The organism is Alicyclobacillus acidoterrestris (assembly GCF_022674245.1).
Classification (GTDB): Bacteria; Bacillota; Bacilli; order Alicyclobacillales; family Alicyclobacillaceae; genus Alicyclobacillus; species Alicyclobacillus acidoterrestris.
In genome coordinates this window covers 2971570-2984459 of sequence record NZ_CP080467.1, presented here as the reverse complement: position 1 = coordinate 2984459, position 12890 = coordinate 2971570, and the positions used below count along the sequence as shown (strand labels likewise).

The following is a 12890-nucleotide window of genomic DNA, read 5'->3' as shown; positions in this document are numbered from 1 at the left end:
AGATAATGAGGCGACCCATCTATGCACTACACATCGAAATTTAAAACAAGGTCTTTTCGCAAGTCGCTTCAGTATGCCTTTCACGGCATTGTATATGCGTTCCACCAAGAGGCGAACATGCGACGCCACTTTTGGCTGTTCAACGCGCTGGCGGCGTTTGAGTTGGTGTTGCGACCGACACTTACCGTCGTCGTGGTCAGCCTGTTCGTCGCGATGTGTATCTTTTGCGCCGAGCTGTTTAATACCGCGATTGAACTTGTGGTGGACTTGGCGGTCGGCTGGCGGCATCACCCCATCGCCGGATTGGCCAAGGACGTCGCTGCCGGCGCCACGTCGATGTTGGCACTGGGTAGTTTGTTTGTCGGCGTGTGGATTATCGTGGGGACGGTTCCGCTGCGCTTTCGTCTATTGACCGCTGTCCATCCGCTGGCGACCGCGATGTTGTTAGTCGCCTGTGTAGCCATGTGGGTCGTTCGGTTCTGGCCGGTCCGGCCAATTGAAATCAGTTATCCTGAGAAGAAGGAGACACAAGATGGGGTATAAGTCAGGCTTTGTGGCCATTATAGGGCGGCCGAATGTAGGAAAATCGACGTTGCTGAACGCCATGATTGGGCAAAAAATCGCCATCATGTCAAAGCGTGCGCAAACGACGCGCAATCGCATTCGCGGCGTCCGCACGACCGACTCGTCACAGACCATTTTTATCGATACGCCAGGCATTCATACGCCGCACCATCGATTGGGCGAGTACATGGTGGAAATTGCGACACAGACATTACAAGAGGTCGATCTCGTTCTGTTTGTCGTCGACGCGACGACGGGATTGCACCCCGCGGAGCGCGAGATAGTCAAACAGTTTGAGTCGGTTCGCACGCCCATCTTTTTGGTGTTGAACAAGGTGGACGCAGTCGAGAAGCCAATTTTGCTGGAGCGTATTGAGACGTATCAAAATATCCATGCCTTTGACGAGTACGTTCCCATTTCAGCACTCAAGCATGACCAGACAGAGACGCTCGCTAAACTGATTGAGGACAGGCTGCCAGAGGGACCGAAGTTTTATCCGGACGATATGGTGACCGATTATCCTGAGCAGTTTATCATCGCCGAAATCGTGCGTGAAAAGGTGCTTCAGTTGACGCAGGAGGAAGTGCCGCACGCAGTGATGGTCGAGGTCGAGCAAATGGAGCGGCGCAATCAGGACACGCTGTACGTGCATGCGGTGATTTACACAGAGCGCGACAGTCAAAAGGGCATCTTAATCGGGAAACAAGGGCAAATGCTCAAGCGTGTGGGTGAGTTGGCGCGCAAGGAGTTGGAGGCCCTGTTGGGATCGAAAATCTATTTGGAATTGTGGGTCAAAGTCAAAAAGGATTGGCGCAATCGGCCCACGCTTCTGCGGCAGTTTGGTTTTAACAACGAATGATAGACTTGAACGATGAATGACTAGAACTGTTCTTTCAGTATCCCTGAAATTGTTACCATGCCCCGTTTCGTATAGTCGGTGGCCGGTGCGGTAGAATATAGCCAAGCTCAACGTGCGACCAATACGCTCTTGAAGGAGACGATTTGAGTTGCGGGACTACACTTGGCAAATGTTCGAACTGACGGGTGATATCGACGCTTATCTATTGTATCGGGCAGCGGACGGCTATCGTCCAGAGTCGCAGACAGATGCACCTGACGAGGCGAGTTCTGAGGAAGCTGAGGGGAACTTGCCGCAGTAGATGATTTGCCTTGTCTGACACACATGGGAGTGGGAATGTGCTGTATAACACCGACGCTATCGTCATCCGAACGGTTCGCTATGGGGAGACACACGCAATTCTGACGCTGTTGACGCCAGAAGGGCGGGTGTCGGCAATGGCAAAAAGTGCCCTCAAACCACAGAGTCGCCTGGCAGCCGGGGCACGTCTGTGCGCACAGGGTACTTATTTTATCTATCAGGGCAGTGGTCTTGGTAACATCCAGCAGGTAGAGGTGACAGCGAGTCGCCGACGCCTGCATGAGGATTTAGAGTCGGCGGCATATGCCGCCTATTTTTGTGATCTCGTGTTTGCAGCGGCGCCTGAGCGGCCGGTTGGCGACCCTGCGATGTATCGACAGTTTTCAGCGCTGTTGGACGCGTTAGCTGCACGTCCAGAAGATAGTGCACTGCTCGCCCGTGTGTTCGAAACGAAAATATGTTATTGGTTAGGTGTGAGTCCTGATTGGCGCTTTTGTATTCGCTGTCACACGCCACTGGTGAAGGGCTATCGCTACCATATGGGCGAGGGTGGGTTTGTCTGTAGCGCCTGTGCGACGACAAGTGACAGCAACTTATCCTATGCTGTGCCTAGTTCTACCGCCAAGATACTATATTTGTTTGAGCGCACGTCTATTGAGAAACTCGGGCGTTTGGATATCTCTGCGGCGACGAGTCGCGCGCTCACGCAAACGCTATACTATCAACTAACGGATTTCGGAGGCCTCTATTTAAAATCTCGGGATGTTTTAAACCAGTTGTTGGATGTGTTTGACCGAAAGGATGGCGAGAGCGGTTGAGACAAATTCCAGTAATCTATGTCGTGTCTGATTCGATTGGCGAGACGGCCGAATCGGTGGTTCGTGCAGCAGCGAGTCAATTTGACGGGGGTCACGTCATCTTGCGCCGCGTGTCGTATGTCAAAGATACACAGACAATTGAGGAAACGGTGAATGCGGCAGCGGTGGAAGATGCGTGTATTGCCTTTACGATCATCGTGCCAGAACTAAAGGCACAACTGGTGCGCCGCGCCCGGGCGCTGGGTGTACGCTATGTCGACATTATGGGGCCGATGATAGAAATGCTTCAAGACGTGGTCGGTGAACGCCCAAGGTTGCTGGCTGGCCTCGTTCATCAGCTAGACGAGGATTATTTTCGCCGTGTGGAGGCCATAGAGTTCGCTGTCAAGTATGATGACGGCAAAGACGTGCGGGGGCTATTACAGGCAGATGTGATTTTGGTCGGGGTATCCCGCACGTCAAAGACGCCGCTGAGTATGTATTTGGCACATAAAGCTATCAAGGTCGCCAATGTGCCACTGGTTCCCGAGTCGCGTCCCCCGAAGCAACTAGACGACCCAGAAGTCAGAAGCAAAATTATCGGGCTCACCATTCGTCCAGATAAGTTGAACCTGATTCGCCAGGAACGCTTGCGTGCGCTGGGGCTGAAAGATGAGTCCATGTACGCGAGTTCAACGAGAATTGTCGAGGAACTGGCATATGCTCGCACTATCATGGATACACTGGGGTGTCCGGTTGTCGACGTCAGTGATCGCGCTGTGGAAGAGACCGCAGGCATCATCCTGGATATTTTCTCCGGCCGGGCGGCGGGGCATTCGCCATCGTAGTTCGCATTCAACGACGCCACTCAGTTGGTAAACTTTTATCTCTACTTAAAGTTTTGTAAGTTAGTCGTGAAGATGTTAGAATAAGAGGAATGTACCCAGGTGTACATTTGTAACAAGTTTCTCGCCGTGAAGCACACATATGTGCGTTTGTCAAACCATACACTGGATTGAAGGAATAAAAAGAGGATAATTTTAACTTGATGCGTCGATACTAGGTCGTATCTTGATGTACGTGGACGAATTATGACGTCGATTGCCTGTGAACTGTGTCGACATGTCGATGTGTGACAAAGTTCCTCGACTCAAATTTCGTTCAGAAGGAGGAAAGTATCTTTCTTCGTAGAATATCAGTGTATATGTTGAATGGCAAGCCGATTCGACCTACGAGGAACTCCTCGACTACGAGGTGAGAGGCCTGTGAGCAAAGTACCTGAGTGGTTTCTTCAGGAACTGCGCCAAAAGGTCGATATCGTGGACGTCGTATCTGACTACGTTCAGTTGCGCCGAAGCGGGCGTTCGTACTCTGGACTGTGTCCGTTTCACAATGAACGCACTCCGTCCTTTTCAGTGTCCCAAGACCGCGGTATGTACCATTGTTTTGGCTGTGGTGCGGGTGGGACAGTGATTAATTTCGTGATGGACATAGAAGGGGTGTCATTCCAAGAAGCGGTCATCGTGCTCGCGGAGCGAGCAGGTTTGACAGTTCCGGAAGGGCTTGGTGCGGGTGCGACGCAACCCAACACGAAGCAACAGCGACATCGAGAAGCACATGACCTTGCGGCACAGTTGTATGGGTACATTTTAATGAATATGTCTGCGGGTGTGCAAGCCCTTTCCTATTTAGAAAAGCGGGGAATCTCTCGGAAGACCATCGTGGATTTTCGCTTAGGGTTTGCGCCCAACAGTCAGGATGTCCTCGTATCTGCTTTACGGCGGCGCGGGTTTCAGGATGAGGAACTGGTCTCCTGTGGGTTGGCTGTCGAGATGGGCAACCGCATTGTAGATCGGTTTCGCGGGCGGATTATGATTCCCATCTGCGACAAAAAAGGCGAAGTTGTCGCATTCGGTGGAAGAACGATGCTGCCGGATGGGAAACCTAAATACCTGAACTCGCCGGAGAATGATGTCTTTCACAAGAGCAGGCTGCTGTATAACTTTCATGCGGCAAGGAAATTTATCCGTCAACAGCGAACGGCCATCCTGCTCGAAGGGTACATGGATGTCATCTCGCTGGCACAGGCGGGGATTTCGTCAGGTGTCGCGTCGTTAGGGACGTCACTGACAGAGGAACAGGCGAAACTGTTAAAAGCGGACGCCGACAGGGTCGTCATTGCCTATGACGGAGATGCTGCGGGTAGGAAAGCCGCGATTCGGGCGATTGACATCTTGCAAGGGGCAGGGATAGACCCTGTAGTGCTGTCGATTCCAGATGACCTTGACCCCGACGAGTACGTTCGCACCTATGGCGGTGAGGCATTTACGCGCCTTTTGGGGCGGCAAACGATGTCCGTCGTTCAATTTCTGTTAGATGACTTGCGCCAGACCGCAAACTTGGTCAGTCCGGTTGGGCGTACCGATTTCGTGCGTTCAGCACTACAATTATTAGCGCAACGCGCGACACCGGTGGAACAGGAATATGAGCTGCGAAATTTGTCACAGGAATTTAACTTGTCCGTCGAAACGTTGAAGGAAGAACTTCGTGTCTTCACGAAACAGAATAAGAGGCATCGCGAACAATCGGTTGAACGCACTGCACAGTCGATTGCCGCGCAACCGTTAGAGCGTGCCGTATCGCGTGCTAGCACGGAGTTACTCAAAGCGGTTCTTTTCGACGAACAAGCGGCGGCGTATGTAATGGAGAAGGGGTTGACTGAGCTCGCCGAGCCGTTACAGACGGCGCTGTTGGCTCAGTTGTACGCATGGCGCTTAGCCAATCCGACGAGTGATCCGTCGACTTTTGTCGACGAATTGGAAGATGAGCCGCTAGTGCAATTGGCTTCGTCATTGTTTTTTGGAGACGACATCCCTGAGTTTTCCCAAGACTTGTTGGATGACTATGTCCGCACGGTGGAACGCCATCATCTGGAGGAGGACTACCGAGTGCTGCTTCGCCGTTGGATTGAGGTTGAAGCGTCAGGCGATACGGAACGAGCTAGAGAGATAAAGTTGCAAGTGGAACAACTTCAGGACCAGATTGCAACATTGAAGCTACCCCGAGAGCAAAATGCAGGAGGGGTAAAGGAGGCGGGGATGTAATGTCTAAAGCAAAAGACGAAGTACGCGAAGAAGAACGAGGATTGACAGTACAACAAGCAAGACAACAACTCGTAGAGTTGGGCAAGAAGCAAGGCTCACTCACGTATGAAGAAATTACAGACCGCCTGGCCCCGTTCGACCAAGACACGGATCAGCTGGATGACTTCTTTGAGCACTTGGCGGAACAAGGAATTGATGTCGTCAATGAGCGGGACGACGAAAACCGCGGGCAAAGTGATTCGAGCGACGACGAGTACGATTTAAACGACTTGTCCATGCCGCCAGGGGTGAAGATCAGCGACCCAGTGCGGATGTATCTGAAGGAAATCGGTCGTGTGCCACTGTTGTCCGCGCAAGATGAAATCGAGCTCGCAAAGCGGATCGAAGCTGGCGATGAAGAAGCCAAACGGCGTCTCGCCGAAGCGAATTTGCGCTTGGTCGTCAGTATTGCGAAACGGTATGTCGGCCGCGGCATGTTGTTCCTCGATCTCATTCAGGAGGGGAATCTCGGACTTATCAAAGCGGTTGAGAAGTTTGACTACCGCAAAGGGTATAAATTCAGCACGTACGCGACTTGGTGGATTCGCCAGGCCATTACGCGGGCAATCGCCGACCAAGCGCGCACGATTCGAATTCCCGTGCATATGGTCGAAACCATCAATAAACTGATTCGCGTCAGCCGTCAGCTGTTGCAGGAACTCGGCCGCGAACCAACCGCTGAGGAAATTGCACAGGAGATGGACTTGACGCCGGATAAGGTTCGCGAAATCCAAAAGATTGCGCAGGAGCCAGTGTCACTCGAGACGCCTATCGGCGAAGAGGACGACTCGCACCTCGGGGATTTCATTCCGGACGACGAGGCGCCTGCTCCGGCAGATGCAGCCGCATATGAGCTGTTGAAAGAACAACTCGAGGACGTGCTCGACACGCTGACAGAGCGCGAGGAGAACGTACTGCGTCTGCGCTTTGGTCTGGACGATGGACGGACGCGCACGCTGGAGGAAGTCGGCAAGGTGTTTGGCGTGACGCGTGAGCGCATTCGTCAAATCGAAGCCAAGGCCCTTCGCAAGCTCCGCCATCCGAGCCGCAGCAAACGTTTGAAAGACTTTCTCGAGTAAGGTTCGCCTTGCTCGCGGCGCCGTCGGGATATGCATAGATTCAAACAGCCTGCGTGCAAAAACGTGGGCTGTTTTTATATCGCGAAAGCTTGACCGCATTTGGCGTCTATTTTTGCCCGGTCTCACGTATTGTAGGATAGACCAACCCGCCATGCGTGCTGGTTGGCGCCGACGTGGGGTGGTGCCGGGTATGATTGTCAGTCTGTTTCTGCTGGCCGCTGTCGCTTTCATCGCCTATACGGGAACCTCCATGTTCGTACATAGATTCGCACTTTACCTTCGCGAAAGTGGCCGTCGTGAGCGCCCTGCCGTCAGTCAGACTTGCATCGTCCTTGGTGCGTACACGGACGGGTTTCGGCCAAGCTTGCCACTGCAAGGGAGATTGCGTGCGGCGTTGCACCTGTATCGACACGGCGTCGTCCAAACCCTCATCGTCAGTGGTGGGCAAGGGGAGGATGAGACCGTGTCTGAGGCGAGATCGATGAAACGGTTTCTGATTATGAACGGCGTGCCGCCGTATGTCATTTTTGAGGACAGGCGGTCGAAGGATACGTGGGAGAACTTAAAGAACAGTCAGCGCTTGATGCAACAACTCGGGTTCACGACGGCTGTCATTGTCACCAGTGATTATCACTTGCCTCGCGCCTTGGCCGTCGCTCGCACACTCGGGATGAATGTGACTGGTTTTGCGGCACATTCTACGCGCGAGGAGAGCCGTGCGGCCCGCCGCGAAGTGTTCGCGCATATCCAATACACGTTGAAGGGACGCCAACCCTTATTTTGAGAAGAGGTTTGTCATGCAGTTAATTCCGCTGTCCAAGCGCCTTCACACCATTGTGGAATACATACCAAAGACCGGGGTGCTGGCTGATATCGGGACAGATCACGCCTTTATCCCCATCCGTGCTGTGCAATTGAACCGCGTACAACGAGCGATTGCGACCGATTTGCGATCCGGCCCACTCCAAAAAGCCCGCGAAAATGTCGTGAAGTTTGGGCTGTCAGGCGTGATCGATCTCCGGATCGGCAACGGTCTCGCAACACTCGCGCCGGGTGAGGCGGACGTCATCGTCTCCGCCGGCATCGGCGGTCACGTGCACACGGAGATGTTGACTTCCGGACTCGCCGTCGTGCAGCGGGCCGCGCGCGTCATTTTTCAGCCGATGAACGCAGGACATCGGTTGCGTCAGGCACTTGACCAGCTCGGCTTTCGACTCGTCGATGAGCGCCTGGTGCTCGAAGATGACCGCGTGTACGAGATTATTGTGGCGGAGCCGACGTCGGGGGAACCGACACCTGATCCCGCTTATTCCGCCATCCGCCACGATTCGCACCGCCTCGCCCAGGCATACACGTATGGGCCGCTGTTGATGCAGGCGCAAAGTCCCCTGTATCAGTTGCGCCTAGCGCGCGAAATTGAAAAATTACAGGCGGTACTCGCTAGCGTCAGCCAGAGCAACAACGAGGCTGCGGGTGAGCGGGCCGCCCAGTTGCGCGCGGAGATTGAAGACATTCAGATGCTGTTGCGGGAAGGGAATGGTGATCACGCATGAAGGAATCGTTGACCGCGGGCGATGTGGTTCGGTTGTTGGACGAGCTTGCCCCACCGGCACTGGCGTTGCCAAACGACAAAATTGGCCTCCAAGTCGGCAGTCTCGACAAGCCGGTCTCACGGGTGTGGGTCGCCCTTGAGGCATCCCCGGACGTCGTCGCGGCTGCAGTACAAAATGACGTCCAGCTCATCCTGACGCACCATGCGCTCTTGTTCCGTCCGATTTCCGTCCTTGATACCAGAACGAGGCGCGGCCGCGCGATTCAGCAGTTGCTTGCCGCGGACATTACCGTCTACTCGGCCCATACCAACCTCGATGTGGCGCCGGGGGGTGTCAACGATGTCATCGCTGAGAAAATTGGCTTAACCGACGTTGAACTGCTTGACGTCACCTATCGCGAAACACTCCACAAGCTCGTGGTGTACGTTCCGGTGAGCCACCTAGCGTCTCTGCGGAAGAACATCGGCGACGCAGGTGCGGGCGCAATTGGAAACTACAGCCACTGCACATTCGCGGCGCCTGGAACCGGCACGTTCTTGCCGGGAGACAAGACGTCGCCCTTTATCGGCACGCCGGGTGTGTTAGAACAGGTGGAGGAGGCGCGGCTGGAGACGATAGTCCCGGACTCGCGACTCGATCACGTCCTCGCGGCCATGCTCGCGGCGCATCCGTACGAGGAAGTAGCGTATGACCTGTACGCTGTCGAGCAACCAGGGCCAGCTTACGGCATTGGCCGCGTGGGAAACCTCCCAGCAGGCATGACATTAGCGCAATTTGCAAATCATATTCGCGAGACGTTTGGCCTTCGCCACATTCGCTATGCGGGAGACGATGATCTTCGTGTGGAGCGGGTGGCGGTGCTCGGCGGATCCGGCAGTAAATGGGCTGCCAAGAGCCTCGCGAAGGGCGCGCAGGTGCTGGTGACCGCAGACGTCGGCCACCACGATGCCGGCGACGCCTGGCAGGATGGTCTCGCCATCGTGGACGCTACGCATGCGGCGCTCGAGCAGCCCGTGTGTGAGGTGCTGGCGGATCGACTGCAGAAGATGGCAGATGCGCGCACAGGGACCCCTGGCGCTGTGGAGATTGTGGCGGCGCCACTGGATGTCGATCCCTTCCGTTGGACCTAGCACTGGACCTGAATTCACGCAGATGACCGCCTAACTCCGGAAAAACCCCGGAATACCGCGGTTTTCCATTGTCACGGCGGTGCGGTTATCGTATAATAAGCATTGCTGTTACGACGAAGAAGTAAGCTGGGCAATCGCCGGTGCAGTGCCGAAAGGCCGCACGGGAGGAAAGTCCGAGCTCCATAGGGCAGGGTGCCGGATAACGTCCGGCGAGAGCGATCTTAGGGATAGTGCCACAGAAATGTAGACCGCCGATGGCTCGTGCACGCACGAGCACAGGCAAGGATGCAACGGTGCGGTAAGAGCGCACCAGCAGCTCGGAGACGAGCTGGCTAGGTAAACCCCACCTGGAGCAAGACCGGATAGGAGTGCATATGTGGTTGCCCGCCACGCACTCGGGTTGGTCGCTTGAGCGTACTGGCAACAGTGCGCCTAGATAGATGATTGCTACTCCATACGTGCGAGGTATCACGAGGGCATCGCGTGTCCATTCGATACCGCTCGGAGCACAGGAGCACAGAACTCGGCTTACAGGCTTGCTTCTTCGACGGCTACATACCTTTGTTTGAACCGCGTTTTCGTTGGGCGCTGAACCCAGCGGGGGCGCGGTTTTTCGGTGTGTTGGCGCGGGGGGTATGTGATATCCCTCGTTGTGTAGCTGTCCACAAACATCACCTAATACCTGTAAATTTTATAGCTAAAGTGTTTCCCTTTAATCTGCATAGTGGTGCGGTTTATAGGTGTTTTGACGCTCAAGCAAGTACAGAAGTTTGCTTATGTACCTCCTATGGGCAATGATTCCCCTCCGAATATCAACTTCCTTCATGGTGTTGATTATAACTTGTCACAAAGGTGGTTAGAGTCTTAGGTAGTGGTGTAAATTCCACGGCTAGATCTTGACGAAAAAGCCATCGAGTGCAATCTACTAAAAGTGTCGAGCAATTAGTAGGGAGGCACATCGATGGCTTCTACAGACAAGATCGCACTTTTGGAGTTAATTCGCAAGATCGGATTAGAAGATGATGATGTCGATTTTTTGAAGGAAGGGCTGAGAGTCCTAACCCAGGCAGTGATGGAGGCTGAAGTGAGCTCCTTGATTGGCGCTGAACGGTATGAGCGCAGTGAGAAACGCAGCAATAGCCGTAATGGTTACAGAGAACGGGAATGGGACACCCGTGTCGGAACGATTGATTTGCAGATTCCGAAGCTTCGGAAAGGAAGCTACTTCCCCAGCATGCTAGAGCCTCGGCGGAAAGCTGAGAAGGCGTTGCTGTCCGTTGTTCAAGAGGCGTATGTGCATGGTGTGAGCACCCGCAAGGTGGACGAGTTGGTTGAGTCTATGGGCATTCAAGGAATTAGCAAGAGTGAAGTATCTCGTATCTGCAAAGAGTTAGACGAAGTAGTGCAGGAATTTAAAAACCGCCCACTTGAGGGGACATACCCATATCTATGGTTGGATGCGACATTCCCGAGAGTCCGTGAAGGCGGACGAGTTCAGAGTATGGCATTTGTAATTGCAATTGGCGTGCGAGACACCGGTGAGCGTGAGGTGTTGGGGTTTGACATTGGGACTAGTGAGGATGGCTCGTTTTGGCTGACATTCATCCGAAGTCTGGTTGCGCGTGGGTTGCGTGGCGTACAGCTGGTAATTAGTGATGCTCACGAAGGACTGCGCAGTGCGATTGGCTCTGCGTTGACCGGAGCGACCTGGCAGCGCTGTCGAGTTCATACAATGCGCAACATCCTCAGCCAAGTGCCTAGAGCGTCGCAACCGATGGTCTCGTCTATTGTCCGGACCATATTCGCTCAGCCAACACAGGAAACAGCCAAACAGCAACTGGATATGGTCGTAGAGCAACTTCGTGGAAAGTTTCCAAAGGCGATGGATGTCTTGGAACGTGCAGAGGAAGACGTGCTAGCGTACATGGCATTCCCGAAGGAACACTGGAAACAGATATGCTCGACAAACCCGCTTGAACGCTTAAATCGTGAACTCAGGCGACGCTTGGATATCGTTGGTATCTTCCCGAACCGAAAGTCTGTCATTCGTCTAGGCGGAGCAATCCTCCAGGAACAGAACGATGAATGGATTGTAGCAAGGCGCTACTTTAGCCGAGAGTCAATGGCAAAACTCATGAGCACTCCAGAACCGCAATTACTGGCGCCAACGTCAGTTTTGCATAAATAGCCGACACGAAGTGGTTGCACTCAATTTACACCACTTGACGGGACACCACCCCCGCTTAACGTTCACTGTATAGGAAATCTGCCCGTTTGAAGAAACTGTGGTTCGCAGTTGGTGTGGTTGAAGGTGTAGTATCAAGTTTCTACTCTATAGTCTCTGAGGTAGGTGTTAGGATCTAAATGTGATCCTAGTCACAACGCCAAAATTGAATTAGGAAGGTTGTAGTGGGTGATTTTGGTTAAATTGTTTCTAACTTACACTATTTTAGTCGTCGGTATTTGTGTTGGTTTATTGATGAGTATATACAAGGCTAATCGTACATTAAGATATTATAAGATGCTGAGCAAACGGCGTGAGCGGTTGGGGACACACAGATTATTCTTATACCCTCTTCGAAATGCCATCAAAAACGTTTCATTACGTAGAGTACGACAGTGCGTTTGGGTTTTAATGAAACGACGACCCACTTGGAATTATCTAGTATGTCTTTTGATATGTGTTTACGTCCTTGTATCCATGGTAACTCTCAAGATGATGCCAAAATCCGTCGCTGGCTGGAATTCTATCGCCCTTGTTTTATTAATTAGTGTTATACTCGTCATGGTTTTCCCTCAAGATATACCGGTTATTTCCGGTGTTTTAATGGGCGGTCTTGTCATGGTTGTTGAACTGTGGCTCGGAATGGCTCTGTATTTACATTTCGGTTTGAAACAACACTTTCGTTTTATTTTGACTTTAGTGTGCTGCATTATTCTGGTATATATGATTCTCTTTAGGCGTGTAGTTGATCAGCACCGGGGATTTCAAAGTCTAATTACAGGACTGTTCCTCTACTTTTCGATGCTGTTCTCGATTGCCTTAGAGTTTGGTATATATGACTTCTTGAATTCCCCCTATGTACAACAACACCCACACTTAAGATATACCGAAGGTGAGTTGGTATCGTACTGCATTACCTACGGATTGAACGGAATATTTCAATACAACCCATCTAATTTGGCCGTGGCGTTACAATACGTTCTGTGGAATTCATTCTCACTAATTGGAATTGCCTATTATCTGTCTTATGTGTTGTCTAGAACTGGCGTACGAGAACAACGTTCCCTACGGTCTCAAAAAAGGCCAGTTCGGTATGCCGGATACGAAAGCAGTAGTGCTGAACGTGAATCAGATGCTGCCTCAGAAAGTGAATAACCAAAGGAATGACTTCTTGAAGGGGGGCATTAGAGTTTCTAATGTAAATTAATCGTAGTGGTTGTTGTTTTTCTTGTAAAAAATAA

General features: G+C 52.6%; 12 protein-coding genes and 1 other RNA gene. All 13 read left to right on the top strand.

The features are described from left to right. The first annotated feature begins 21 nt into the window (after positions 1-21). The 13 genes from K1I37_RS14545 to K1I37_RS14485 all read left to right on the top strand — a co-directional run bounded on the left by K1I37_RS14545 (position 22) and on the right by K1I37_RS14485 (position 12804). The gene (locus K1I37_RS14545) at positions 22-543 is read left to right on the top strand and encodes a diacylglycerol kinase (protein ID WP_021295269.1); all 522 of its coding nucleotides are present in this window, start codon (positions 22-24) and stop codon (positions 541-543) included. After that, complete coding sequence (era, locus tag K1I37_RS14540; protein ID WP_021295270.1) at positions 533-1423, top strand: GTPase Era; 891 nt, start codon at positions 533-535, stop codon at positions 1421-1423. Before K1I37_RS14545 ends, era begins: the two co-directional genes overlap by 11 nt. A gap of 148 nt (positions 1424-1571) precedes the next feature. Then, positions 1572-1724, top strand: a complete 153-nt coding sequence (locus tag K1I37_RS14535) for a YqzL family protein (RefSeq protein WP_021295271.1) — start codon at positions 1572-1574, stop codon at positions 1722-1724. Between the two features lie 37 nt (positions 1725-1761). Continuing rightward, positions 1762-2541, top strand: coding sequence for a DNA repair protein RecO (gene recO, locus K1I37_RS14530; protein ID WP_021295272.1), 780 nt, complete (start codon positions 1762-1764; stop codon positions 2539-2541). Then, positions 2538-3368: a pyruvate, water dikinase regulatory protein gene (locus K1I37_RS14525; protein ID WP_021295273.1), complete on the top strand. Its 831-nt coding sequence runs from the start codon at positions 2538-2540 to the stop codon at positions 3366-3368. Before recO ends, K1I37_RS14525 begins: the two co-directional genes overlap by 4 nt. Before the next feature lie 417 nt (positions 3369-3785). Next, positions 3786-5624, top strand: a complete 1839-nt coding sequence (dnaG, locus tag K1I37_RS14520; protein ID WP_021295274.1) for a DNA primase — start codon at positions 3786-3788, stop codon at positions 5622-5624. Continuing rightward, a complete protein-coding gene (gene rpoD, locus K1I37_RS14515; RefSeq protein WP_021295275.1) occupies positions 5624-6742 on the top strand; it encodes an RNA polymerase sigma factor RpoD in 1119 nt (372 codons plus the stop codon). The genes dnaG and rpoD overlap by 1 nt, the downstream gene beginning before the upstream one ends. A gap of 190 nt (positions 6743-6932) precedes the next feature. Then, the gene (locus K1I37_RS14510; protein ID WP_021295276.1) at positions 6933-7526 is read left to right on the top strand and encodes a YdcF family protein; all 594 of its coding nucleotides are present in this window, start codon (positions 6933-6935) and stop codon (positions 7524-7526) included. A 13-nt stretch (positions 7527-7539) separates the two neighbouring features. Beyond that, complete coding sequence (locus K1I37_RS14505) at positions 7540-8295, top strand: tRNA (adenine(22)-N(1))-methyltransferase (protein WP_021295277.1); 756 nt, start codon at positions 7540-7542, stop codon at positions 8293-8295. Further along, complete coding sequence (locus K1I37_RS14500; protein WP_021295278.1) at positions 8292-9425, top strand: Nif3-like dinuclear metal center hexameric protein; 1134 nt, start codon at positions 8292-8294, stop codon at positions 9423-9425. The genes K1I37_RS14505 and K1I37_RS14500 overlap by 4 nt, the downstream gene beginning before the upstream one ends. A gap of 118 nt (positions 9426-9543) precedes the next feature. Beyond that, positions 9544-9972, top strand: an RNA gene (rnpB, locus tag K1I37_RS14495) — RNase P RNA component class A. 414 nt (positions 9973-10386) lie between these two features. Continuing rightward, a complete protein-coding gene (locus K1I37_RS14490) occupies positions 10387-11613 on the top strand; it encodes an IS256 family transposase (protein WP_242215922.1) in 1227 nt (408 codons plus the stop codon). Positions 11614-12141: 528 nt separating this feature from the next. Then, positions 12142-12804, top strand: coding sequence for a hypothetical protein (locus tag K1I37_RS14485; protein WP_021295546.1), 663 nt, complete (start codon positions 12142-12144; stop codon positions 12802-12804). The last annotated feature ends 86 nt before the right edge of the window (positions 12805-12890 follow it).

Bases quoted from the DNA above. Each gene is read 5' to 3' on its own strand.
- K1I37_RS14485 (WP_021295546.1), top strand. From the start codon at position 12,142: ATGATGCCAAAATCCGTCGCTGGCTGGAATTCTATCGCCCTTGTTTTA.
- K1I37_RS14510 (WP_021295276.1), top strand. From the start codon at position 6,933: ATGATTGTCAGTCTGTTTCTGCTGGCCGCTGTCGCTTTCATCGCCTAT.
- K1I37_RS14500 (WP_021295278.1), top strand. From the start codon at position 8,292: ATGAAGGAATCGTTGACCGCGGGCGATGTGGTTCGGTTGTTGGACGAG.
- K1I37_RS14490 (WP_242215922.1), top strand. From the start codon at position 10,387: ATGGCTTCTACAGACAAGATCGCACTTTTGGAGTTAATTCGCAAGATC.
- rpoD (WP_021295275.1), top strand. From the start codon at position 5,624: ATGTCTAAAGCAAAAGACGAAGTACGCGAAGAAGAACGAGGATTGACA.
- K1I37_RS14545 (WP_021295269.1), top strand. From the start codon at position 22: ATGCACTACACATCGAAATTTAAAACAAGGTCTTTTCGCAAGTCGCTT.
- K1I37_RS14505 (WP_021295277.1), top strand. From the start codon at position 7,540: ATGCAGTTAATTCCGCTGTCCAAGCGCCTTCACACCATTGTGGAATAC.
- era (WP_021295270.1), top strand. From the start codon at position 533: ATGGGGTATAAGTCAGGCTTTGTGGCCATTATAGGGCGGCCGAATGTA.